The organism is Pseudomonas sp. ADAK7 (assembly GCF_012935675.1).
Taxonomy (GTDB): domain Bacteria; phylum Pseudomonadota; class Gammaproteobacteria; order Pseudomonadales; family Pseudomonadaceae; genus Aquipseudomonas.
The window spans coordinates 5,191,795-5,214,890 of record NZ_CP052861.1 but is presented as its reverse complement, the minus strand read 5'-3'; the positions used below and the strand labels follow the sequence as shown (position 1 = coordinate 5,214,890).

Here is a 23,096-nt window from a genome sequence, read left to right as displayed (position 1 = left end):
GATTCGCGTCACGTGTTATTCGGTTTCCAGATCGATATCGATGCCGAGGGAACGAATTTCCTTGATCAACACGTTGAAAGACTCGGGCATGCCCGGCTCCATACGGTGATCGCCATCCACGATGTTTTTGTACATCTTGGTACGGCCGTTCACATCGTCCGACTTCACTGTGAGCATTTCTTGCAGAGTGTAAGCGGCACCGTATGCTTCCAGTGCCCAGACCTCCATCTCCCCGAAACGCTGACCACCGAACTGTGCCTTACCACCCAGCGGCTGCTGGGTAACCAGGCTGTACGAACCGGTAGAACGAGCGTGCATCTTGTCGTCTACCAAGTGGTTCAGCTTCAGCATGTACATGTAGCCAACAGTAACCGGGCGCTCGAACTTGTTGCCGGTACGGCCGTCGGTCAGCTGCATCTGGCCGCTTTCTGGCAGGTCTGCCAGTTTCAGCATGGCCTTGATTTCGCTTTCCTTGGCACCGTCGAACACTGGAGTGGCCATTGGAACGCCGCCACGCAGGTTCTTCGCCAGATCCAGGATTTCCTGGTCGGAGAAGCTATCCAGATCTTCGTTACGACCGCCGATCTGGTTGTAGATCTCGTCGAGGAATTTACGAAGCTCGGCGACTTTGCGCTGCTCTTCGATCATCCGGTTGATCTTCTCGCCCAGACCTTTAGCCGCGAGGCCGAGGTGGGTTTCAAGGATCTGACCAACGTTCATACGCGAAGGTACGCCCAACGGGTTGAGGACGACGTCGACCGGGGTGCCATTGGCATCGTGCGGCATGTCTTCAACCGGCATGATCACGGAGACCACACCTTTGTTACCGTGACGACCGGCCATCTTGTCGCCCGGCTGGATGCGGCGACGGATTGCCAGGTAAACCTTGACGATTTTCAGCACGCCTGGAGCCAGGTCATCGCCCTGCTGCAGTTTGCGCTTCTTGTCTTCGAACTTGTCGTCCAGCAGACGGCGACGATCAACGATGTAGGCCTGGGCCTTCTCGAGCTGCTCGTTCAGAGCATCTTCAGTCATGCGCAGTTTGAACCACTGACCATGCTCAAGACCGTCGAGTACTTCGTCGGTGATGTCCTGACCTTTCTTCAGGCCGGCGCCGCCTTCGGCTTTGTGGCCGACCAGAGCGGAACGCAGACGTTCGAAAGTTGCGCCTTCAACAATACGGAACTCTTCGTTCAGATCCTTACGGATCTCGTCGAGTTGAGTCTTCTCGATGGACAGAGCCCGAGCATCACGCTCAACGCCGTCACGAGTGAAGACCTGTACGTCGATGACGGTACCCTTGGTGCCGGTAGGCACGCGCAGGGAGGTGTCTTTAACGTCGCTGGCTTTTTCACCGAAGATGGCACGCAACAGCTTCTCTTCCGGAGTCAGTTGGGTCTCGCCTTTCGGAGTGACCTTACCAACCAGGATGTCGCCTGCGCCAACTTCAGCACCTACGTAAACGATACCGGCTTCGTCCAGCTTGTTCAGTGCAGCTTCACCCACGTTCGGGATGTCTGCAGTGATTTCCTCTGGCCCAAGCTTGGTGTCACGCGCCACACAGGTCAGTTCCTGAATGTGGATCGTGGTGAAGCGATCTTCTTGAACAACTCGTTCCGACAGGCAGATGGAGTCTTCGAAGTTGTAACCGTTCCAGGCCATGAACGCGATACGCATGTTCTGACCCAGCGCCAGTTCACCCATGTCGGTGGACGGGCCGTCAGCCATGATGTCGCTGCGCTGAACCCGATCACCTTTACGCACCAGCGGACGCTGGTTGATGCAGGTGTTCTGGTTGGAGCGGGTGTATTTGGTCAGGTTGTAGATGTCGACACCAGCTTCACCGGTTTCAACTTCGTCATCAGCAACACGAACCACGATACGGCTGGCATCAACGGAGTCGATCACGCCGCCACGACGAGCCACGACGCAAACGCCGGAGTCACGGGCTACGTTACGCTCCATGCCGGTACCCACCAGCGGCTTGTCAGCGCGCAGTGTTGGTACAGCTTGACGCTGCATGTTCGAACCCATCAACGCACGGTTGGCGTCATCGTGCTCGAGGAACGGGATCAGCGACGCAGCAACCGAAACTACCTGCTTCGGCGATACGTCCATCAAGGTGACGTCTTCCGGCGCCTTGACGGTGAACTCGTTCAAGTGACGAACAGCTACCAGTTCGTCGATCAGCATTTTCTTGTCGTTCATCGTGGCCGAAGCCTGAGCGATCACGTGATCAGCTTCTTCGATGGCGGACAGGAACACGATCTCGTCGGTGACCAGAGCGTCTTTCACCACGCGGTACGGGCTTTCGAGGAAGCCGTACTGGTTGGTGCGCGCATAAGCGGCCAGGGAGTTGATCAGGCCGATGTTCGGACCTTCCGGCGTTTCAATCGGGCATACACGACCGTAGTGAGTCGGGTGTACGTCACGCACTTCAAAGCCAGCACGCTCACGAGTCAAACCGCCAGGGCCGAGTGCAGACACACGACGCTTGTGAGTGATCTCGGACAGCGGGTTGTTCTGGTCCATGAACTGGGACAGCTGGCTGGAACCGAAGAACTCTTTCACCGCCGCAGCCACTGGCTTGGCGTTGATCAGGTCTTGCGGCATCAGGCCTTCGCTTTCAGCCATCGACAGACGCTCTTTGACCGCACGCTCAACACGTACCAGGCCAACGCGGAACTGGTTTTCAGCCATTTCGCCTACGCAGCGAACACGACGGTTACCCAGGTGGTCGATGTCATCGACGATGCCTTTACCGTTACGGATGTCGACCAGAGTCTTCAGAACCGCAACGATGTCTTCTTTGCACAACACGCCCGAACCTTCGATCTCGGTACGACCGATACGACGGTTGAACTTCATCCGGCCGACCGCAGACAGGTCATAGCGCTCAGGGCTGAAGAACAGGTTGTTGAACAGAGTCTCGGCAGCGTCTTTGGTTGGCGGCTCGCCTGGACGCATCATGCGATAGATCTCGACCAGCGCTTCCAATTGGTTGCTGGTGGAGTCGATCTTCAGCGTGTCGGAGACGAACGGACCGCAGTCGATATCGTTGGTGTACAGAGTTTCGATGCGAACAACCTGGGCCTTGGCGATTTTTGCCAGGATCTCGGTGTTCAGTTCGGTGTTGCACTCTGCCAGGATTTCGCCGGTTGCCGGATGCACGATGGCCTTGGCGGTAGTGCGACCCAGGACGTAGTCCAGAGGCACTTCCAGGGTCTTGAGACCGGCTTTTTCGATCTGGTTGATATGGCGCGCAGTAATACGACGACCCGCCTCAACGATGACTTTGCCCTTCTCGTCCTGAATGTCAAGAACAGCAATTTCACCACGCAGACGCGAAGCAATCAGTTCCAGACTGAGGGTTTCGCCGCTCAGGTGGAAAACGTTGGTGGTGTAGAACGCGTCCAGCACTTCTTCAGTGGTATAGCCGAGCGCGCGCAGCAATACCGATGCAGGCAGCTTGCGACGACGGTCGATACGCACGAATACGCAGTCTTTCGGATCGAACTCGAAGTCCAACCACGAACCGCGGTAAGGAATGATGCGCGCGGAGTACAGCAGTTTACCGGAGCTGTGCGTCTTGCCACGGTCGTGGTCGAAGAACACGCCCGGGGAACGGTGCAGCTGGGAAACGATTACACGCTCGGTACCGTTGATTACGAAGGTACCGTTCTCAGTCATCAGGGGGATTTCACCCATGTAGACTTCTTGCTCTTTGATGTCCTTGATCGCTTTGTTCGACGATTCTTTGTCGAAAATGATCAGGCGCACTTTTACCCGCAACGGTACGGCGTAAGTTACACCGCGCAATACGCATTCTTTGACATCAAATGCCGGTTCGCCCAGGCGATAACCGACGTACTCCAGCGCAGCATTGCCGGAGTAGCTGATGATCGGGAAAACGGATTTGAAGGCCGCATGCAGGCCCACGTCGCGGAACTGATCTTTAGTCGCTCCCGCTTGCAAGAATTCACGATACGAATCCAGCTGGATGGCCAGGAGGTACGGCACATCCATGACGTCCGGCAACTTGCTAAAGTCCTTGCGGATACGTTTTTTCTCAGTATATGAGTAAGCCATCAGCGTTCCCCAGCTTGGTCACCTGCTTGTTTGGCCCCTCCCGACGGGAGCAGCCAGAAAATCGTGCAAACCCCATGGTTTGCTCCACCGCATCGGGTGGTTACAGCTCGTTACCGGCACCGACCCAGTCGGCTGCCAATAACGGAAAAAGGCCGGTGGCAAGAGCCACCAGCCATCAGCCTTTCGCTTAACGCTCGGGCTGGAGACGCAAAGTCGATGCTTACTTCAGCTCGACTTTAGCGCCTGCTTCTTCCAGAGTGGCTTTGGCTTTGTCAGCTGCGTCTTTCGATACAGCTTCCAGAACCATGCCAGGAGCGCCGTCAACTACAGCCTTGGCTTCTTTCAAGCCCAGACCGGTCAGTTCACGTACTGCCTTGATCACGTTAACTTTCTTCTCGCCAGCTTCCAGCAGCATGACGTTGAATTCAGTTTGTTCTTCAACAACAGCAGCGACAGCAGCTGGACCAGCGGAAGCAGCGGCAGCGGAAACGCCGAACTTCTCTTCCATGGCCTTGATCAGCTCAACGATTTCCAGAACGGATTTTTCGCCGATTGCTTCGATGATTTGGTCGTTAGTCAGAGACATGACTATAAATTCCTGTATTGGGATGACAGCCTACGCGGCCATCGAAATAAACAATAAACGCTGAAAGGAGTCGCTCAGCCTTAGGCTGCGGCAGCTTCTTTCTGGTCGCGAAGAGCCGCCAGAGTACGAGCCAATTTGCTGGTTGCGCCTTGAATCACGCTCATCAGCTGAGAAATTGCTTCGTCACGGGTCGGCAGGCTTGCCAGTACGTCGATCTGATTAGCTGCGAGGAACTTGCCCTCGAACGCAGCTGCCTTGATCTCGAACTTATCCTGACCTTTTGCGAACTCTTTGAAGATACGAGCAGCAGCGCCCGGATGTTCTTTGGAGAATGCAATCAAGGTCGGGCCAGTGAACACGTCGTTGAGCACGTCATATTGAGTGCCAGCAACGGCGCGCTTGAGCAGGGTGTTACGTACAACACGTACGTAAACGCCAGCTTCACGAGCCTCTTTACGGAGTCCGGTCATAGCGCCTACTGTTACGCCACGGGCATCAGCCACGACAGCGGACAGAGCAACTTGGGCAGCCTTGTTGACTTCAGCGACGATGGCCTTCTTGTCTTCAAGTTTAATTGCCACGGGAAAAACTCCTGCTTGTTACCGTTTCATCCAACCGAGGCCAGATGTCGTTTTGGTGTCTGATTCGGTAAGGAACCGGGAGCACCATCTGCGTAGGCTTGGGGTTTAAGACTTGCGTCGCCTACGGTCTTGGATAGCCCCCGCCAGGCAGGGACCCCAATCTTTCAATTGGCGCAATCGCTTGCGCCAATCTATGTCTTACGCGTCGAGCGAGCCTTGGTCGATGACCAGGCCTGGACCCATGGTGGTGCTCAGGGTAACGCGCTTGACGTAAATACCTTTCGAGGAAGCAGGCTTGATACGCTTCAGATCAGCGATCAGGGCTTCAACGTTTTCCTTCAGCTTGACGGCGTCGAAACCGACCTTGCCAACGGAGGTGTGGATGATGCCGTTTTTGTCGGTGCGATAACGAACCTGACCAGCCTTGGCGTTTTTAACCGCGGTAGCTACGTCTGGGGTTACGGTGCCAACTTTAGGGTTAGGCATCAGGCCGCGCGGGCCCAGGATCTGACCCAACTGACCAACAACGCGCATTGCATCCGGGGATGCGATAACTACGTCATAGTTCAGGTCGCCGCCTTTCATTTCGGCAGCCAGATCGTCCATACCTACACGGTCAGCGCCGGCAGCCAGAGCGGCCTCAGCGGCTGGACCCTGGGTGAACACAGCAACGCGAACAGTCTTGCCAGTGCCGTGTGGCAGCACAGTAGCGCTACGAACGACCTGGTCGGATTTACGCGGGTCAACACCCAGGTTTACAGCAACGTCGAACGACTCGCTGAACTTGACAGTCGACAGCTCGGCCAGCAGGGAAGCAGCGTCTACAAAGTTGTAGGACTTGCCTGCTTCGATTTTGCCGGCGATAGCCTTTTGACGCTTGGTCAACTTAGCCATTACACACCCTCCACGTTAAGGCCCATGCTACGAGCAGAACCGGCGATAGTACGCACGGCTGCGTCCATATCAGCTGCAGTCAGATCCGCGTTTTTGGTTTTCGCGATTTCTTCCAGCTGAGCACGGGTCACGGTGCCAACCTTAACGGTGTTCGGACGAGCAGAACCGCTAGTCAGACCAGCAGCCTTCTTCAGCAGAACCGAAGCAGGTGTGGATTTGGTTTCGAAAGTGAAGCTACGATCGCTGTAGACAGTGATGATCACTGGAGTCGGCAGACCAGCTTCAAGACCCTGAGTACGGGCGTTGAAAGCCTTGCAGAATTCCATGATGTTCACGCCGTGCTGACCCAGTGCAGGACCAACAGGTGGGCTTGGGTTAGCCTGAGCGGCCTTCACTTGCAGCTTGATGTAAGCGGTAATCTTCTTGGCCATGAGGCACTCCAATTACGGGTTCGAACGCCTCGAAAGGCTCCCCGGTTACTTGCGCGTTTATCCCAGTGACGACAAAACCCCACAGCCTAGGCTGCGGGGTTGGGATGCTTGTTCAGCTAGACCTTTTCGACCTGGCTAAACTCCAGCTCTACCGGAGTAGAGCGACCGAAAATGAGCACTGCCACTTGGATCCGGCTCTTTTCGTAGTTAACTTCTTCGACCGTGCCAGTGAAATCAGCAAACGGCCCATCGTTGACACGTACCGATTCGCCTGGCTCGAAGAGTGTCTTCGGCTTCGGCTTGTCGCTACCATCAGCAACGCGACGCAGAATCGCTTCTGCCTCTTTATCTGTGATTGGCGCAGGCTTATCAGCAGTACCGCCGATAAAACCCATCACCCGAGGAGTATCCTTGACCAAGTGCCAAGTACCCTCATTCATGTCCATCTGAACCAGCACATAACCTGGGAAGAACTTGCGCTCGCTTTTGCGTTTCTGGCCATTACGCATTTCAACCACTTCTTCAGTGGGAACCAGAATTTCGCCGAAGCCATCTTCCATGCCAGCCAGCTTTACGCGCTCTACTAACGAGCGCATGACATGCTTCTCGTAACCGGAGTAAGCATGCACAACGTACCAACGCTTAGCCACGGGACACCCTTAGCCGACAATCAAGGAAACAAGCCAGCCGAGGAGGGAATCAAGCCCCCACAACAGCAACGCCATAACCAGAACAACAGCCACAACAATCAACGTGGTCTGCGTGGTTTCTTGGCGAGTTGGCCATACGACTTTACGAATCTCGGTGCGAGCTTCCTTAACCAGTACAAAGAAAGACTTGCCCTTGACTGTCTGCAGGCCTACAAAGGCAGCTACAGCAGCAATGGCGAGCAAAGCTAGCACGCGGTACAGGATCGGCGAAGCAGAGTAATACTGATTGCCAACAACGCCAACAACCACCAAAGCGACTACTACTAGCCACTTGAGCAGATCGAAGCGAGAGCCTTGAGCTTCAGCTTTAGGAGTCATCTATGAAGATCCTGTGAAAAGAAAGCCAGACACACCAAGTGAATCTGGCAGGTCAGGAGGGAATCGAACCCCCAACCTACGGTTTTGGAGACCGTCGCTCTGCCAATTGAGCTACTGACCTAAAACAAAATCAGGCCGACCATTATGCCGGCCTGAAAAAGACATTACAACAACTTACTCGATGACTTTAGCCACGACACCAGCGCCGACGGTACGACCGCCCTCACGGATAGCGAAACGAAGACCATCTTCCATCGCAATGGTTTTGATCAGCGTAACGGTCATCTGAACGTTATCACCAGGCATAACCATTTCAACGCCTTCTGGCAATTCGCAGTTACCGGTCACATCCGTAGTACGGAAGTAGAACTGTGGACGGTAACCCTTGAAGAACGGCGTATGACGACCACCTTCTTCCTTGCTCAGAACGTAAACCTCTGCAGTGAACTTGGTGTGAGGCTTGACAGTACCCGGCTTGACCAGCACCTGGCCACGCTCAACATCATCACGCTTGGTACCGCGCAGCAGCACACCACAGTTCTCGCCAGCACGACCTTCGTCGAGCAGCTTGCGGAACATCTCTACACCAGTGCAAGTAGTTTTGACCGTGTCGCGAAGACCAACAATCTCAACCTCTTCCTGAATGCGGACGATGCCACGCTCAACACGACCAGTCACAACCGTACCGCGACCAGAGATCGAGAACACATCCTCGATCGGCATCAGGAACGGCTTGTCGATCGCACGCTCAGGCTGCGGAATGTAGCTATCCAGGGTCTCGACCAACTTCTTGACGGCAGTCGTGCCCATCTCATTGTCGTCCTGACCGTTCAACGCCATCAGCGCAGAACCAATGATGATCGGAGTGTCATCACCTGGGAAATCATAAGTGCTCAGCAGATCACGCACTTCCATCTCAACCAGCTCCAGCAGCTCCGCGTCATCCACCATGTCAGCCTTGTTCAGGAAGACAACGATATACGGAACGCCAACCTGGCGAGAGAGCAAGATGTGCTCACGGGTTTGCGGCATCGGACCATCAGCGGCCGAGCAAACCAGAATCGCGCCATCCATCTGAGCAGCACCGGTGATCATGTTTTTTACATAATCGGCGTGACCTGGACAGTCAACGTGTGCGTAGTGACGCACGGCCGAATCGTATTCAACGTGAGCGGTGTTGATGGTGATACCACGAGCTTTTTCTTCTGGGGCGCTATCGATCTTGTCGAAGTCGACCTTTGCCGAACCGAAAACTTCGGAGCAGACACGGGTCAGGGCTGCGGTCAGAGTAGTTTTGCCATGGTCTACGTGACCAATGGTGCCTACGTTGACGTGCGGCTTATTACGTTCGAACTTTTCCTTAGCCATCGAAACAACCCCCAGCAGAAGAATTGAGCAAGTAACATCAGCCATTAAAACAAAGGCAGATATTTTCATATCTGCCTTGTTATATGGAGCTCTTGAGCGGATTTGAACCGCTGACCTCACCCTTACCAAGGGTGTGCTCTACCAACTGAGCTACAAGAGCGCAACACTTTGCAGGATCTGCAAACTTGGAGCGGGTAGCGGGAATCGAACCCGCATCATCAGCTTGGAAGGCTGAGGTTCTACCACTAAACTATACCCGCGGAGCTTGCAGCTCTCGCTAAAAATGGTGGAGGGGGAAGGATTCGAACCTTCGAAGTCGTAGACGTCAGATTTACAGTCTGATCCCTTTGGCCGCTCGGGAACCCCTCCTAAGCGAGCCGGCATTCTATATCATGCCAGCCTTCTGTCAAGCATTTTCTCATTAAAAACCTGAGGTTAGCTGCGTTGACGTCGTTTCACACTGCTTACCGTTAAAGGTCTTCACTGCGAAGCGGGCGCCATTCTATTCAAACTACTCGGCGGGTGCAACCCCCTCGCACGGCATTATTTTATGTTTTAACTCATTGAATTCTCTAGAAAGGTTTTGCAACTTCGAGTCATCCAGCAAACGCCGGCTTTCAGGGGCAACACGAAGCCAGAATCCTCCAAGTTCAGGGCCGTCCTTAGGCAATACCTGACCCCTGACATCCATACCACTCAACCGACGCTCAGCTGTCTGCGCAGTTTCTTGCCGAGCGAAACCTCCCACATAGAGACAATCACCGTCCACCTGGAGTGGCTTTCCTTTATCGCGAGCAACGTCAGTCGCCTCGCTCAACAAGCGAATGTCCTGCTGTGAGCCTCGATACAGACTCAAAGGCGTCACATCTTTCGCACGAAGAGGCGCCTCCTGTTGATGCCAGACGTAATAAAAAACATTGAGAACGAGCAACAGCAGAAACAACCAACGCATAAAAACCTCAAGGCAAGGGACACGCCATAGCCAAACCTACAAACACCAGATCAGGAACGACTTTGGCATCAGGTACGATCCCGGCAACCAGGTCAGCATCACCGCCAGTAAGGAAGACTGTGAAACCATCCCCCCAGTAGCTGCGCGCCAACTGGAGCTGAGTCAGGACAAACCCCTGAAGCATCAAGGAACATCCTCTCTCAACTGCCTCGACAGTTGTGCGGCCCGGAGCAAGACTTTCAAGTGCGCGCTCAGCCGCAAGATCGCCATAGCGGATTCGCCGGGTGTGGGTGCGCAGCTGATTGCGCATCAAAGGCATTCCCGGACAAATGAATCCCCCTAGATGCTCTCCGTCGCCCGCTATAAAGTCAGCAGTGACCGCCGTACCGAAATCCAATACAAGACAGGCACCCGAGGCCAGGTGGAACCCACCGAGCATCGCAAGCCAGCGATCAAGACCAAGCCTTTCGTAATCTTCATAGCCATTGCGCACACCGGATATTTCACGGGCTGACACCGCGCAAACAACGGACACCCCAAATGCGCCAATCAAAAGGGAAGTCAGGGCGCTGGTCTCTTCAGCAGTCCTGACACTTACCAATCGACAATGCTTCAGAGCCAACCCGCTGAGCTGCTTCAAACCTTCCAGTAACGCAATATCCGAATCGACAACACCTTCTGCGACCACCAGCCGGACGTCCGCACCGAGCACTCGCCACTTTATAAAGCTATTACCGCAGTCGAGCTCAAGAATCATCACGCAACCTCAAACTGAGCTCACCGCCACTAAAGACCTTTTCCACTCCATCCACCTTCAAGCGCAAGGCACCCTGACTATCGATACCCATTACAACGCCATCTATCTGGTTGACGCCGGCAATCAACGAGACAGCCCGCCCTTGCCACAGATGATTTTGCTCCCACTCAGCATGGATAGCTGAAAATCCATCGCGCTGATGACGATTCAAGTACGCCTGGAGCATCAACCCCAACTCCACCGCCAAGAGATTGCGGTCAAAGACCCTGCCAGACTCAAGCCACATGGACGTCCACTGCTGATCAACCTCGTCGGCGACCTGCATGTTTACGTTGATTCCGACACCCAACACCACGTGACACACATCCGCAGGATCGCCCACCAACTCAAGGAGTATGCCGGCGATCTTTTTCTGGCCAACAAGAAGATCATTGGGCCATTTCAGCCCTACCCCAGAAACGCCCTGCTTGCGCAAGGCGTGCATTACCGCAAGCCCCACGACCAAACTCAAACCTTCCAGCTGCCGCATTCCACCCTCTATGCGAAGCACAAGGCTGTAGTAGAGGTTTTCTGCAAATGGACTCACCCACTTGCGACCTCGCCTTCCGCGGCCGGCAGTCTGTCGCTCTGCAAGCACCAGGAATGGCGCAGCCTGACCCCGCTCGATAGCGCGCAAGGCCTCTGCGTTAGTAGAGTCGATGGAATCAAAGACATGGGCGGACCAACCGCAAATAGAAGACTTGCCATCTATTTCCACAGGATCAAGCAACGTCAATGGCGCAGCCAATTGATAACCGCGACCGCGCACCTTATGAATTGACAGCCCCAACTCAGCCTCTAAATGCTGAAGTTGCTTCCATACAGCACTTCGGCTGACACCCAGGGCAATGCCCAAGGCTTCGCCTGAATGGAATCGGCCATCCTTTAGAAGCTTTAACAACGTCAGCATGCAAGTCTCGCCTCACAATGAGGCCCGAATGATAGCCATGCCCCGAGCCGTTGCATAGAAACCCTACGGGGCGGATTTTTCTTCGGACAAAACAAAACCCCTACCTGCATACGCAGATAGGGGTTTCGGAATTTAATCTTGACGATGACCTACTCTCACATGGGGAAACCCCACACTACCATCGGCGATGCATCGTTTCACTGCTGAGTTCGGGATGGGATCAGGTGGTTCCAATGCTCTATGGTCGTCAAGAAATTCGGTAGCCAGCTCGTTTGCCTTTTCAGGTTCACGCTCCAGCGAATGGGTATGCGATAGATTTGTGTGTTTTTTTGCTGCGAACTTTCGGTTCATTGCGTCTTCACACACCGCAATCTGGTCTCTCTCGAGTTCACAAATTGCTTGGGTGTTATATGGTCAAGCCTCACGGGCAATTAGTATTGGTTAGCTCAACGCCTCACAGCGCTTACACACCCAACCTATCAACGTCGTAGTCTTCGACGGCCCTTCAGGGGACTCAAGGTCCCAGTGAGATCTCATCTTGAGGCTAGTTTCCCGCTTAGATGCTTTCAGCGGTTATCTATTCCGAACATAGCTACCCGGCAATGCCACTGGCGTGACAACCGGAACACCAGAGGTTCGTCCACTCCGGTCCTCTCGTACTAGGAGCAGCCCCTCTCAAATCTCAAACGTCCACGGCAGATAGGGACCGAACTGTCTCACGACGTTCTAAACCCAGCTCGCGTACCACTTTAAATGGCGAACAGCCATACCCTTGGGACCGGCTTCAGCCCCAGGATGTGATGAGCCGACATCGAGGTGCCAAACACCGCCGTCGATATGAACTCTTGGGCGGTATCAGCCTGTTATCCCCGGAGTACCTTTTATCCGTTGAGCGATGGCCCTTCCATACAGAACCACCGGATCACTAAGACCTACTTTCGTACCTGCTCGACGTGTCTGTCTCGCAGTCAAGCGCGCTTTTGCCTTTATACTCTACGACCGATTTCCGACCGGTCTGAGCGCACCTTCGTACTCCTCCGTTACTCTTTAGGAGGAGACCGCCCCAGTCAAACTACCCACCATACACTGTCCTCGATCCGGATAACGGACCTGAGTTAGAACCTCAAAGTTGCCAGGGTGGTATTTCAAGGTTGGCTCCACGCGAACTGGCGTCCACGCTTCAAAGCCTCCCACCTATCCTACACAAGCAAATTCAAAGTCCAGTGCAAAGCTATAGTAAAGGTTCACGGGGTCTTTCCGTCTAGCCGCGGATACACTGCATCTTCACAGCGATTTCAATTTCACTGAGTCTCGGGTGGAGACAGCGCCGCCATCGTTACGCCATTCGTGCAGGTCGGAACTTACCCGACAAGGAATTTCGCTACCTTAGGACCGTTATAGTTACGGCCGCCGTTTACCGGGGCTTCGATCAAGAGCTTCGCGTTAGCTAACCCCATCAATTAACCTTCCGGCACCGGGCAGGCGTCACACCCTATACGTCCACTTTCGTGTTTGCAGAGTGCTGTGTTTTTAATAAACAGTCGCAGCGGCCTGGTATCTTCGACCGGCATGGGCTTACGCAGTAAATGCTTCACCCTCACCGGCGCACCTTCTCCCGAAGTTACGGTGCCATTTTGCCTAGTTCCTTCACCCGAGTTCTCTCAAGCGCCTTGGTATTCTCTACCCAACCACCTGTGTCGGTTTGGGGTACGGTTCCTGGTTACCTGAAGCTTAGAAGCTTTTCTTGGAAGCATGGCATCAACCACTTCGTGTTCTAAAAGAACACTCGTCATCAGCTCTCGGCCTTAGAATCCCGGATTTACCTAAGATTCCAGCCTACCACCTTAAACTTGGACAACCAACGCCAAGCTGGCCTAGCCTTCTCCGTCCCTCCATCGCAATAACCAGAAGTACAGGAATATTAACCTGTTTTCCATCGACTACGCTTTTCAGCCTCGCCTTAGGGACCGACTAACCCTGCGTCGATTAACGTTGCGCAGGAAACCTTGGTCTTTCGGCGTGGGTGTTTTTCACACCCATTGTCGTTACTCATGTCAGCATTCGCACTTCTGATACCTCCAGCAAGCTTCTCAACTCACCTTCACAGGCTTACAGAACGCTCCTCTACCGCATCACCTAAGTGATACCCGTAGCTTCGGTGTATGGTTTGAGCCCCGTTACATCTTCCGCGCAGGCCGACTCGACTAGTGAGCTATTACGCTTTCTTTAAAGGGTGGCTGCTTCTAAGCCAACCTCCTAGCTGTCTAAGCCTTCCCACATCGTTTCCCACTTAACCATAACTTTGGGACCTTAGCTGACGGTCTGGGTTGTTTCCCTTTTCACGACGGACGTTAGCACCCGCCGTGTGTCTCCCATGCTCGGCACTTGTAGGTATTCGGAGTTTGCATCGGTTTGGTAAGTCGGGATGACCCCCTAGCCGAAACAGTGCTCTACCCCTACAGTGATACATGAGGCGCTACCTAAATAGCTTTCGAGGAGAACCAGCTATCTCCGAGCTTGATTAGCCTTTCACTCCGATCCACAGGTCATCCGCTAACTTTTCAACGGTAGTCGGTTCGGTCCTCCAGTTAGTGTTACCCAACCTTCAACCTGCCCATGGATAGATCGCCCGGTTTCGGGTCTATTCCCAGCGACTAGACGCCCTATTAAGACTCGCTTTCGCTACGCCTCCCCTATTCGGTTAAGCTCGCCACTGAAAATAAGTCGCTGACCCATTATACAAAGGTACGCAGTCACCCAACAAAGTGGGCTCCCACTGCTTGTACGCATACGGTTTCAGGATCTATTTCACTCCCCTCTCCGGGGTTCTTTTCGCCTTTCCCTCACGGTACTAGTTCACTATCGGTCAGTCAGTAGTATTTAGCCTTGGAGGATGGTCCCCCCATATTCAGACAAAGTTTCTCGTGCTCCGTCCTACTCGATTTCATGACTAAGAGATTTTCGCGTACAGGGCTATCACCCACTATGGCCGTACTTTCCAGAACGTTCCGCTAATCTCAAAGCCACTTAAGGGCTAGTCCCCGTTCGCTCGCCACTACTAAGGGAATCTCGGTTGATTTCTTTTCCTCAGGGTACTTAGATGTTTCAGTTCCCCTGGTTCGCTTCTTAAGCCTATGTATTCAGCTTAAGATACCTAACTTATGTTAGGTGGGTTCCCCCATTCAGACATCTCCGGATCAAAGTCTGTTTGCCGACTCCCCGAAGCTTTTCGCAGGCTACCACGTCTTTCATCGCCTCTGACTGCCAAGGCATCCACCGTATGCGCTTCTTCACTTGACCATATAACCCCAAGCAATCTGGTTATACTGTGAAGACGACATTCGCCGAAAATTCGCAATTACTCACAAATTTTACCTTAGCCTGATCCGTTACCAGTGAAAGTAACGTTCAGTCTATCTTTCTATCACATACCCAAATTTTTAAAGAACGATCTAATCAAAGACTAGAAATCAACATTCATCACCGTCTTGGTGGAATGCTCATTTCTAAGCTTTCAACAAACAGAAGCAGTAGTGGTGGAGCCAAACGGGATCGAACCGTTGACCTCCTGCGTGCAAGGCAGGCGCTCTCCCAGCTGAGCTATGGCCCCGTATTTCTACAGGCGTTTCCCACACAAGCAAAATTGGTGGGTCTGGGCAGATTCGAACTGCCGACCTCACCCTTATCAGGGGTGCGCTCTAACCAACTGAGCTACAGACCCAATTTCGGGCTGCTTCTTTATCGTCTTCTTCAATGAATCAAGCAATTCGTGTGGGAACTTATGGAGCAGCTGATGTCGTCGATTAAGGAGGTGATCCAGCCGCAGGTTCCCCTACGGCTACCTTGTTACGACTTCACCCCAGTCATGAATCACACCGTGGTAACCGTCCTCCCGAAGGTTAGACTAGCTACTTCTGGTGCAACCCACTCCCATGGTGTGACGGGCGGTGTGTACAAGGCCCGGGAACGTATTCACCGCGACATTCTGATTCGCGATTACTAGCGATTCCGACTTCACGCAGTCGAGTTGCAGACTGCGATCCGGACTACGATCGGTTTTCTGGGATTAGCTCCACCTCGCGGCTTGGCAACCCTCTGTACCGACCATTGTAGCACGTGTGTAGCCCAGGCCGTAAGGGCCATGATGACTTGACGTCATCCCCACCTTCCTCCGGTTTGTCACCGGCAGTCTCCTTAGAGTGCCCACCATAACGTGCTGGTAACTAAGGACAAGGGTTGCGCTCGTTACGGGACTTAACCCAACATCTCACGACACGAGCTGACGACAGCCATGCAGCACCTGTCTCAATGTTCCCGAAGGCACCAATCCATCTCTGGAAAGTTCATTGGATGTCAAGGCCTGGTAAGGTTCTTCGCGTTGCTTCGAATTAAACCACATGCTCCACCGCTTGTGCGGGCCCCCGTCAATTCATTTGAGTTTTAACCTTGCGGCCGTACTCCCCAGGCGGTCAACTTAATGCGTTAGCTGCGCCACTAAGAGCTCAAGGCTCCCAACGGCTAGTTGACATCGTTTACGGCGTGGACTACCAGGGTATCTAATCCTGTTTGCTCCCCACGCTTTCGCACCTCAGTGTCAGTATCAGTCCAGGTGGTCGCCTTCGCCACTGGTGTTCCTTCCTATATCTACGCATTTCACCGCTACACAGGAAATTCCACCACCCTCTACCATACTCTAGCTCGACAGTTTTGAATGCAGTTCCCAGGTTGAGCCCGGGGATTTCACATCCAACTTAACGAACCACCTACGCGCGCTTTACGCCCAGTAATTCCGATTAACGCTTGCACCCTCTGTATTACCGCGGCTGCTGGCACAGAGTTAGCCGGTGCTTATTCTGTCGGTAACGTCAAAACACTTACGTATTAGGTAAATGCCCTTCCTCCCAACTTAAAGTGCTTTACAATCCGAAGACCTTCTTCACACACGCGGCATGGCTGGATCAGGCTTTCGCCCATTGTCCAATATTCCCCACTGCTGCCTCCCGTAGGAGTCTGGACCGTGTCTCAGTTCCAGTGTGACTGATCATCCTCTCAGACCAGTTACGGATCGTCGCCTTGGTGAGCCATTACCTCACCAACTAGCTAATCCGACCTAGGCTCATCTGATAGCGCAAGGCCCGAAGGTCCCCTGCTTTCTCCCGTAGGACGTATGCGGTATTAGCGTCCGTTTCCGAGCGTTATCCCCCACTACCAGGCAGATTCCTAGGCATTACTCACCCGTCCGCCGCTCGCCACCAAGTACAAGTACCCGTGCTGCCGCTCGACTTGCATGTGTTAGGCCTGCCGCCAGCGTTCAATCTGAGCCATGATCAAACTCTTCAGTTCAAACATCTTTGGGTTTTTAAGAAACCCTAAACTTGGCTCAGCAATCGTTGGTTACATCTTTGATTTCTCGCGGAGTAACTTGTGACGCTGATAATCTTGTTGACTATCAGTCTGACGCCACAAGCACCCACACGAATTGCTTGATTCAGTTGTTAAAGAGCGGTGGGTTAAGATCTTTCGTCTCAACCGAGGCGCGCATTCTACAGCAGCGCCAGTTACTGTCAAGCGGTTATTTTCAGAAGTTTTCAAAGTTTCCTTTGCAACTTCAACCACTTGCGCTTCCGATCTCTCGTTAGCGGGAGGCGAATTCTACAGCGTTACTCGCTGCTGTCAACACCTCTTTTGTTCCGCTTTCGACCGAGAAGATCGAACCGTCAATCAAGCCAAACAACGCCGCTCAACCAACTCCTTCTGGGCTTCGATGACCTGAAGCAACTCGCTGTCGAAAACCGCGTAACTCTTTGTTTACCAAGGAGTTTTCCGTTTCGACTGCGCCGGAAGTGGGGCGAATTATAGACTTCCAGAATCTGCCGTCAAGCACTGATTTCAGCTTTATTCGGATTTGAGCGTAATACGCGCAAATGCCTTCTTCCCAGCCTGACAAACATGGGTCGCGCCCAGTACGTATATAAAGGTGCGATCGACAACCTCACCATCTATACGCACGCCACCCGAATTCAGGAGGTCGCGCGCCACTGCTGAGTTCTTCACCAGGCCTGCCTTATTAAGGACAGCAGCAATCGGCATATCTTCAGCAGCAGTCAGCTCGATCTCTGGCAGATCATCTGGCAGCTCGCCTTCCTTCATACGGTTACCCGCCGCACGGTGAGCATTGGCCGCAGCCTCTTCACCATGAAAGCGCGCAACGATCTCTTCGGCGAGCTTGATTTTGATGTCCCGCGGATTGGCGCCTGCCTCGACATCAGCACGAAACGCATTGATCTCATCCATGGAACGGAAGCTGAGCAATTCGAAATAGCGCCACATCAGCACATCCGGAATAGAAACCAGCTTGCTGTACATGACACCCGGCGCTTCCTGAATACCGACGTAGTTGCCCAGCGACTTGGACATCTTCTTCACGCCGTCCAGACCTTCGAGCAACGGCATGGTCAGAATGCACTGAGGCTCCTGACCATAACCACGCTGCAGCTCACGCCCCATCAGCAGGTTGAATTTCTGATCAGTACCGCCCAGCTCGACATCCGCGCGCAAGGCAACCGAGTCATAACCCTGAACCAGCGGATAGAGAAACTCGTGAATCGCGATCGGCTGATTGGTGGTGTAGCGCTTGTCGAAGTCATCGCGCTCAAGCATACGAGCCACGGTGTACTGCGAAGTCAGGCGAATGAAGTCGGCGGGCCCCATCTGATCCATCCAGGTGGAGTTGAACGCCACTTCGGTTTTGGCCGGATCAAGGATCTTGAAAACCTGAGTCTTGTAGGTCTCGGCATTCTCGAGCACCTGCTCGCGGGTCAGCGGAGGGCGGGTGGCACTCTTGCCACTCGGATCGCCGATCATCCCGGTGAAGTCTCCTATAAGGAAGATCACCTGGTGGCCCAGCTCCTGGAACTGACGCAGCTTATTAATAAGCACCGTATGGCCCAGGTGCAAATCTGGCGCGGTCGGATCGAAGCCCGCCTTAATACGTAGCGGCTGGCCACGCTTGAGCTTTTCGATCAACTCGGACTCGACCAACAGTTCTTCTGCACCACGTTTGATCAGCGCTAGCTGCTCTTCAACCGACTTCATAACAGACCCGCAAGGCTCAGATTCAAAGGGAACCAACCATACAAGATCGCGCACCAAATACAAGTTTTGCCCAGCGCACGCACGCCAATCCACGGACGGAGCATCCGCAGGCTTGCTTCAGAGATGATTTGGTTATATTTTATACAGTTATTTCATCTTCATCATGTCATTCATCTTTTCCAATTCATCTTCTCAAAGTCAAAAATTACCTATGACCACAGAACCGTCTAAAGCGCCGCCGCTTTACCCGAAGACCCACCTGCTCGCCGCAAGTGGGATCGCCGCTCTTCTCAGCCTGGCACTCCTGGTATTCCCTTCCAGTGATGTTGAAGCCAAAAAGACGACCCTGAGCCTTGAACTGGAAAGTCCTGCTGAACAACTGACACAAGATCAAGACGCTGCCGAGGCCGTTCAAGCCACAAATGAACCGGCAGCCTCCCCTTTCGCGCAGATCGAAGACAGCGCCGAAGACACCAAGGAAACCGCTCAGGCCGCCCCTGTGCCAGCGGTCGAACCCAAGAAAGCACCCAACCATAAAGAAGTCATTGTTGGCAAAGGCGACACCCTCTCTACCCTGTTTGCAAAGGTCGGCCTGCCAGCCGCCTCGGTGCATGAAATCCTGGCCAGCGACAAGCAAGCCAAGCAGTTCAGCCAACTCAAGCATGGCCAGAAGCTCGAATTCGAACTGAACCCTGAAGGCCAGTTGACCAACCTGCACAGCAAGGTCAGCGACCTCGAAAGCATCACCCTGACCAAGAATGACAAGGGTTATGTGTTCAACCGAATTACCGCCAAACCGACCGTGCGCTCTGCCTATGTTCACGGCGTGATCAATAGCTCACTGTCGCAGTCCGCTGCCCGCGCCGGCCTGTCCCACAGCCTGACCATGGACATGGCCAGCGTGTTTGGCTACGACGTCGACTTCGCCCAGGACATTCGCCAGGGTGACGAATTCGATGTGATCTACGAACAGAAAGTCGTCAACGGCAAGGCTGTCGGTACCGGCCCGATCCTGTCCGCACGCTTCACCAACCGCGGCAAGACCTACACCGCCGTGCGTTACATCAACAAACAAGGCAACAGCAGCTATTACACGGCCGACGGCAACAGCATGCGCAAAGCATTCATCCGTACGCCGGTAGACTTCGCCCGCATCAGCTCGAAATTCTCCATGGGCCGCAAGCACCCGATCCTGAACAAGATCCGCGCGCACAAAGGTGTCGATTACGCAGCACCACGCGGTACGCCGATCAAGGCTACCGGCGACGGCAAAGTCTTGCTGGCCGGTCGCCGCGGCGGTTATGGCAACACCATCATCATCCAGCACGGCAACACCTACCGTACGTTGTACGGCCACATGCAAGGTTTCGCCAAAGGCGTGCAGACTGGCGGCAGCGTCAAACAAGGCCAGGTGATCGGCTACATCGGCACCACCGGCCTGTCCACCGGCCCGCACTTGCACTATGAATTCCAGGTTAATGGCGTGCACGTCGATCCACTGGGTCAGAAATTGCCGATGGCTGACCCGATTGCCAAAGGCGAGCGCTCGCGGTTCCTCGCGCAAAGCCAGCCGTTGATGGCTCGGATGGACCAAGAGAAGGCCACCATGCTCGCGTCGAGCAAACGCTAAGTATGGCGCTCTATATAGGCGTGATGTCCGGGACCAGCCTCGATGGCCTGGACATTGCGCTGATCGAGCAAACCTCGGCGATCAAACTGATCGCCACGCACTACATTCCCATGCCTGAATCCCTGCGCGCCGAGCTGCTTGGCTTGTGCGCCAGTGGTCCGGACGAGATTGCCCGCTCCGCCATTGCCCAGCAGAACTGGGTGACACTGGCGGCACAGGGCATTCACACCCTCCTTGATCAACAAAACCTGAAAGCCGAAGACATTCGCGCGATTGGCAGCCATGGCCAGACCATTCGCCACGAACCGGCACGCGGGTTCACTGTACAAATCGGCAACCCTGCCCTGCTGACCGAGTTGACAGGCATCACCGTCGTCGGTGATTTCCGCAGCCGCGACGTCGCCGCCGGTGGCCAGGGGGCACCACTGGTCCCCGCCTTCCACGAAGCCTTGTTTGAAGAACGACCAGGTAACCGCGCTGTATTGAATGTCGGCGGTTTCAGCAATCTCAGCCTGATTGAGCCTGGTAAACCTGTCGCCGGTTTCGACTGCGGCCCGGGGAATGTCCTGCTGGACGCCTGGATTCACCAGCAACGTGGCGATAATTTTGATCGTGACGGCCAATGGGCAGCCAGCGGCAAGGTTGAGCCAACTCTGCTAAACGAGCTACTCAGCGATCCATTCTTCGTGACCAAAGGCCCCAAGAGCACCGGCCGCGAAGTGTTCAACCTGCCCTGGCTAATACAGCATCTGTCGCACTTGCCCGTCTTCGCGCCTGAAGACGTGCAGGCGACCCTGCTCGAATTGACCGCCCTGACTATCGTCGAGTCACTGCAAAGTGCGCAGTCGGAAACCCGGGAGTTGCTGGTCTGCGGCGGCGGCGCGCATAACGCCACACTAATGGCCCGTTTAGCGAGCTTGCTGCCAAATGCCAAGGTCAGCAGCACGATGGCTTATGGCGTAGACCCGGACTGGGTCGAAGCGATGGCCTTCGCCTGGCTGGCCCATTGCTGCCTCGAAGGCATCGCTGCCAACCGCCCCAGCGTCACCGGTGCCCGCGGCTTGCGCATCCTCGGCGCCATCTACCCCGCTTGAATCACAGACAGCAAAACGCCGCAGAACTGTGAAACCCTGCGGCGCTTTGTAATTCGGTGACGCGCGATCAGATCGAGAACGAAGAACCGCAGCCACAGGTCGTGCTGGCATTCGGATTCTTGATCACGAAACGCGAGCCTTCCAGGCCTTCCTGATAATCCACTTCGGCACCTGCCAGGTACTGGAAGCTCATCGGATCGACCACCAGACTCACACCTTCGCGCTCGACAATGGTGTCGTCATCGGCCACTTCCTCATCGAAGGTGAAGCCGTACTGAAAACCTGAACAACCACCGCCCGTAACGAATACGCGCAGCTTCAAGCGATCATTCCCCTCTTCATCGACCAGGCTCTTCACCTTGTGCGCGGCACCGTGGGTGAATTGCAAAGCCGTGGGGGTGAAGGATTCGACGCTCATGCTAACTATCTCCCGGCGTTACGCCGCCATATGCGTGATGACGGGCATTATCCGCTTCTCCTAGAAAATTGGTCAACTATTGTTACGGTATATCAATCAATCCAATTGTCAGACCAAAATGCAAAAAGGCCCATTTAATGGGCCTTTTTGCTGAGAGCAATAAAACCTTACGGCAGCATGCCCGCGTGGGACAGCCCCAGGCGCTCATCCAGCCCGAACAAGATGTTCAGGTTCTGCACCGCCTGCCCCGACGCACCCTTGACCAGGTTATCGATCACCGACAACACCACTACAAGGTCACCGTCCTGTGGACGATGCACGGCGATTCGGCAAACGTTGGCACCACGCACGCTGCGGGTTTCCGGATGGCTACCGGCCGGCATGACATCGACGAACGGTTCGTTGGCATAACGTTTTTCAAACAGCGCCTGCAGATCGACTGAACGATCGACGACGGTCGCGTACAGCGTCGAGTGAATGCCACGAATCATCGGCGTCAGGTGCGGAACGAAGGTCAGGCCAACGTCCTTGCCTGATGCGCGACGCAGCCCCTGGCGAATTTCCGGCAGGTGGCGATGCCCTTTGACCGCATAGGCCTTCATGCTTTCCGACGTTTCGGAGTACAGCGAACCTACAGCAGCACCACGACCGGCACCGCTGACACCGGATTTGCAGTCAGCGATCAAACGGGACGTATCCGCCAGACCTGCCTCGAGCAATGGCAGGAAACCCAACTGGGTTGCGGTTGGATAGCAACCCGGCACGGCGATCAGGCGCGCTTGCTTGATCTGCTCGCGATTGACTTCCGGCAGGCCGTAGACCGCCTCCTCCAGCAACTCTGGCGCACCGTGCGGCTGGCCGTACCACTTGGCCCATTCATCAGCGTCTTGCAGGCGGAAGTCCGCCGACAGATCGATGACCTTGGTCCCGGCAGCCAGTAGCTCACCGGCCAGGGCATGGGCAACACCGTGCGGCGTGGCGAAGAACACCACGTCGCAGGCGCCCAGGGTCTTGATGTCCGGAACGCTGAACGCCAGGCCGTCGTAATGGCCTCGCAGGTTCGGGTACATGTCAGCGACGGCCAGACCGGCCTCGGATCGGGAAGTGATCACTACCACTTCAGCTTGCGGATGCTGTGCCAACAGACGCAGCAGTTCGACACCGGTGTAACCCGTGCCGCCGACGATACCGACCTTGACCATAAACCTGCCCTCAACGAACCCA

At 54.6% G+C, this 23,096-nt stretch carries 16 protein-coding genes, 6 tRNA genes and 3 rRNA genes; 2 read left to right on the top strand and 23 right to left on the bottom strand.

All coding sequences use genetic code 11. The annotated features are described in order from the left end of the window. Window positions 1-15 precede the first annotated feature (15 nt). The 21 genes from rpoB to tyrS form a co-directional block, all read right to left on the bottom strand. Window positions 16-4,089, bottom strand: a complete 4,074-nt coding sequence (rpoB, locus tag HKK53_RS23895) for a DNA-directed RNA polymerase subunit beta (protein ID WP_054052241.1) — start codon at window positions 4,087-4,089, stop codon at window positions 16-18. Between the two features lie 220 nt (window positions 4,090-4,309). Continuing rightward, entirely contained in the window at window positions 4,310-4,675 is a 366-nt protein-coding gene (rplL, locus tag HKK53_RS23890) for a 50S ribosomal protein L7/L12 (RefSeq protein ID WP_010467258.1), read from the bottom strand. 80 nt (window positions 4,676-4,755) lie between these two features. After that, on the bottom strand, window positions 4,756-5,256 hold the full coding sequence (gene rplJ / locus HKK53_RS23885; RefSeq protein ID WP_010467255.1) for a 50S ribosomal protein L10: 501 nt from the start codon (window positions 5,254-5,256) through the stop codon (window positions 4,756-4,758). A 198-nt stretch (window positions 5,257-5,454) separates the two neighbouring features. Further along, window positions 5,455-6,150 carry a 50S ribosomal protein L1 gene (gene rplA / locus HKK53_RS23880; protein WP_169372841.1) on the bottom strand — a complete coding sequence of 232 codons (696 nt, stop codon included), beginning with the start codon at window positions 6,148-6,150 and terminating at the stop codon, window positions 5,455-5,457. Beyond that, the gene (gene rplK, locus HKK53_RS23875) at window positions 6,150-6,581 is read right to left on the bottom strand and encodes a 50S ribosomal protein L11 (RefSeq protein ID WP_003228756.1); all 432 of its coding nucleotides are present in this window, start codon (window positions 6,579-6,581) and stop codon (window positions 6,150-6,152) included. The genes rplA and rplK overlap by 1 nt, the downstream gene beginning before the upstream one ends. A 116-nt stretch (window positions 6,582-6,697) precedes the next feature. Next, window positions 6,698-7,231, bottom strand: a complete 534-nt coding sequence (gene nusG / locus HKK53_RS23870) for a transcription termination/antitermination protein NusG (RefSeq protein ID WP_007896622.1) — start codon at window positions 7,229-7,231, stop codon at window positions 6,698-6,700. Window positions 7,232-7,240: 9 nt separating this feature from the next. Continuing rightward, a complete protein-coding gene (gene secE / locus HKK53_RS23865; protein ID WP_008145488.1) occupies window positions 7,241-7,609 on the bottom strand; it encodes a preprotein translocase subunit SecE in 369 nt (122 codons plus the stop codon). A 45-nt stretch (window positions 7,610-7,654) separates the two neighbouring features. After that, window positions 7,655-7,730 (bottom strand) — tRNA-Trp (locus HKK53_RS23860). A 53-nt stretch (window positions 7,731-7,783) separates the two neighbouring features. Then, a complete protein-coding gene (tuf, locus tag HKK53_RS23855) occupies window positions 7,784-8,977 on the bottom strand; it encodes an elongation factor Tu (RefSeq protein WP_007896619.1) in 1,194 nt (397 codons plus the stop codon). An 84-nt stretch (window positions 8,978-9,061) separates the two neighbouring features. Further along, window positions 9,062-9,137, bottom strand: a tRNA-Thr gene (locus tag HKK53_RS23850). A gap of 26 nt (window positions 9,138-9,163) precedes the next feature. Continuing rightward, a tRNA-Gly gene (locus tag HKK53_RS23845) sits at window positions 9,164-9,237 on the bottom strand. Between the two features lie 24 nt (window positions 9,238-9,261). Continuing rightward, window positions 9,262-9,346: transfer RNA gene (locus HKK53_RS23840), tRNA-Tyr, on the bottom strand. 142 nt (window positions 9,347-9,488) lie between these two features. Then, window positions 9,489-9,929, bottom strand: coding sequence for a hypothetical protein (locus HKK53_RS23835; RefSeq protein WP_169372840.1), 441 nt, complete (start codon window positions 9,927-9,929; stop codon window positions 9,489-9,491). 7 nt (window positions 9,930-9,936) lie between these two features. Then, complete coding sequence (locus tag HKK53_RS23830; protein ID WP_169372839.1) at window positions 9,937-10,686, bottom strand: pantothenate kinase; 750 nt, start codon at window positions 10,684-10,686, stop codon at window positions 9,937-9,939. Beyond that, entirely contained in the window at window positions 10,676-11,635 is a 960-nt protein-coding gene (birA, locus tag HKK53_RS23825; RefSeq protein WP_169372838.1) for a bifunctional biotin--[acetyl-CoA-carboxylase] ligase/biotin operon repressor BirA, read from the bottom strand. Before birA ends, HKK53_RS23830 begins: the two co-directional genes overlap by 11 nt. A gap of 136 nt (window positions 11,636-11,771) precedes the next feature. Then, window positions 11,772-11,887, bottom strand: a 5S ribosomal RNA gene (rrf, locus tag HKK53_RS23820). Window positions 11,888-12,045: 158 nt separating this feature from the next. Continuing rightward, window positions 12,046-14,935 (bottom strand): 23S ribosomal RNA (locus HKK53_RS23815). Between the two features lie 234 nt (window positions 14,936-15,169). Continuing rightward, a tRNA-Ala gene (locus HKK53_RS23810) sits at window positions 15,170-15,245 on the bottom strand. A 34-nt stretch (window positions 15,246-15,279) separates the two neighbouring features. Next, window positions 15,280-15,356 (bottom strand) — tRNA-Ile (locus tag HKK53_RS23805). 83 nt (window positions 15,357-15,439) lie between these two features. Further along, window positions 15,440-16,978 (bottom strand): 16S ribosomal RNA (locus HKK53_RS23800). Together the 16S, 23S and 5S rRNA genes with 2 tRNA genes alongside form the textbook arrangement of a ribosomal RNA operon. Window positions 16,979-17,530: 552 nt before the next feature. After that, entirely contained in the window at window positions 17,531-18,730 is a 1,200-nt protein-coding gene (gene tyrS / locus HKK53_RS23795; RefSeq protein ID WP_169372837.1) for a tyrosine--tRNA ligase, read from the bottom strand. Between the two features lie 211 nt (window positions 18,731-18,941). On the opposite strand from tyrS, the gene HKK53_RS23790 reads away from it, so the two are divergent. Together HKK53_RS23790 and HKK53_RS23785 are read left to right on the top strand one after the other, a co-directional pair. Continuing rightward, window positions 18,942-20,360 (top strand): peptidoglycan DD-metalloendopeptidase family protein, encoded by a 1,419-nt coding sequence (locus HKK53_RS23790; protein ID WP_169372836.1) that lies wholly within the window; start codon window positions 18,942-18,944, stop codon window positions 20,358-20,360. Between the two features lie 2 nt (window positions 20,361-20,362). Further along, complete coding sequence (locus HKK53_RS23785) at window positions 20,363-21,454, top strand: anhydro-N-acetylmuramic acid kinase (protein WP_169372835.1); 1,092 nt, start codon at window positions 20,363-20,365, stop codon at window positions 21,452-21,454. A 67-nt stretch (window positions 21,455-21,521) separates the two neighbouring features. On the opposite strand, the gene erpA is transcribed toward HKK53_RS23785, so the two are convergent. Then, window positions 21,522-21,872 carry an iron-sulfur cluster insertion protein ErpA gene (erpA, locus tag HKK53_RS23780; RefSeq protein WP_007947969.1) on the bottom strand — a complete coding sequence of 117 codons (351 nt, stop codon included), beginning with the start codon at window positions 21,870-21,872 and terminating at the stop codon, window positions 21,522-21,524. Between the two features lie 167 nt (window positions 21,873-22,039). After that, complete coding sequence (gene argC, locus HKK53_RS23775; protein ID WP_123512992.1) at window positions 22,040-23,074, bottom strand: N-acetyl-gamma-glutamyl-phosphate reductase; 1,035 nt, start codon at window positions 23,072-23,074, stop codon at window positions 22,040-22,042. Between the last annotated feature and the right edge of the window lie 22 nt (window positions 23,075-23,096).

What these genes read in the sequence shown, in the direction of transcription:
- HKK53_RS23790 (WP_169372836.1), top strand. Translation starts at nt 18,942, where the DNA reads ATGACCACAGAACCGTCTAAAGCGCCGCCGCTTTACCCGAAGACCCAC.
- secE (WP_008145488.1), bottom strand. Translation starts at nt 7,609, where the DNA reads ATGACTCCTAAAGCTGAAGCTCAAGGCTCTCGCTTCGATCTGCTCAAG.
- argC (WP_123512992.1), bottom strand. Translation starts at nt 23,074, where the DNA reads ATGGTCAAGGTCGGTATCGTCGGCGGCACGGGTTACACCGGTGTCGAA.
- tyrS (WP_169372837.1), bottom strand. Translation starts at nt 18,730, where the DNA reads ATGAAGTCGGTTGAAGAGCAGCTAGCGCTGATCAAACGTGGTGCAGAA.
- birA (WP_169372838.1), bottom strand. Translation starts at nt 11,635, where the DNA reads ATGCTGACGTTGTTAAAGCTTCTAAAGGATGGCCGATTCCATTCAGGC.
- erpA (WP_007947969.1), bottom strand. Translation starts at nt 21,872, where the DNA reads ATGAGCGTCGAATCCTTCACCCCCACGGCTTTGCAATTCACCCACGGT.
- rplA (WP_169372841.1), bottom strand. Translation starts at nt 6,150, where the DNA reads ATGGCTAAGTTGACCAAGCGTCAAAAGGCTATCGCCGGCAAAATCGAA.
- HKK53_RS23785 (WP_169372835.1), top strand. Translation starts at nt 20,363, where the DNA reads ATGGCGCTCTATATAGGCGTGATGTCCGGGACCAGCCTCGATGGCCTG.
- HKK53_RS23830 (WP_169372839.1), bottom strand. Translation starts at nt 10,686, where the DNA reads ATGATTCTTGAGCTCGACTGCGGTAATAGCTTTATAAAGTGGCGAGTG.
- rplK (WP_003228756.1), bottom strand. Translation starts at nt 6,581, where the DNA reads ATGGCCAAGAAGATTACCGCTTACATCAAGCTGCAAGTGAAGGCCGCT.
- HKK53_RS23835 (WP_169372840.1), bottom strand. Translation starts at nt 9,929, where the DNA reads ATGCGTTGGTTGTTTCTGCTGTTGCTCGTTCTCAATGTTTTTTATTAC.
- tuf (WP_007896619.1), bottom strand. Translation starts at nt 8,977, where the DNA reads ATGGCTAAGGAAAAGTTCGAACGTAATAAGCCGCACGTCAACGTAGGC.
- rpoB (WP_054052241.1), bottom strand. Translation starts at nt 4,089, where the DNA reads ATGGCTTACTCATATACTGAGAAAAAACGTATCCGCAAGGACTTTAGC.
- rplL (WP_010467258.1), bottom strand. Translation starts at nt 4,675, where the DNA reads ATGTCTCTGACTAACGACCAAATCATCGAAGCAATCGGCGAAAAATCC.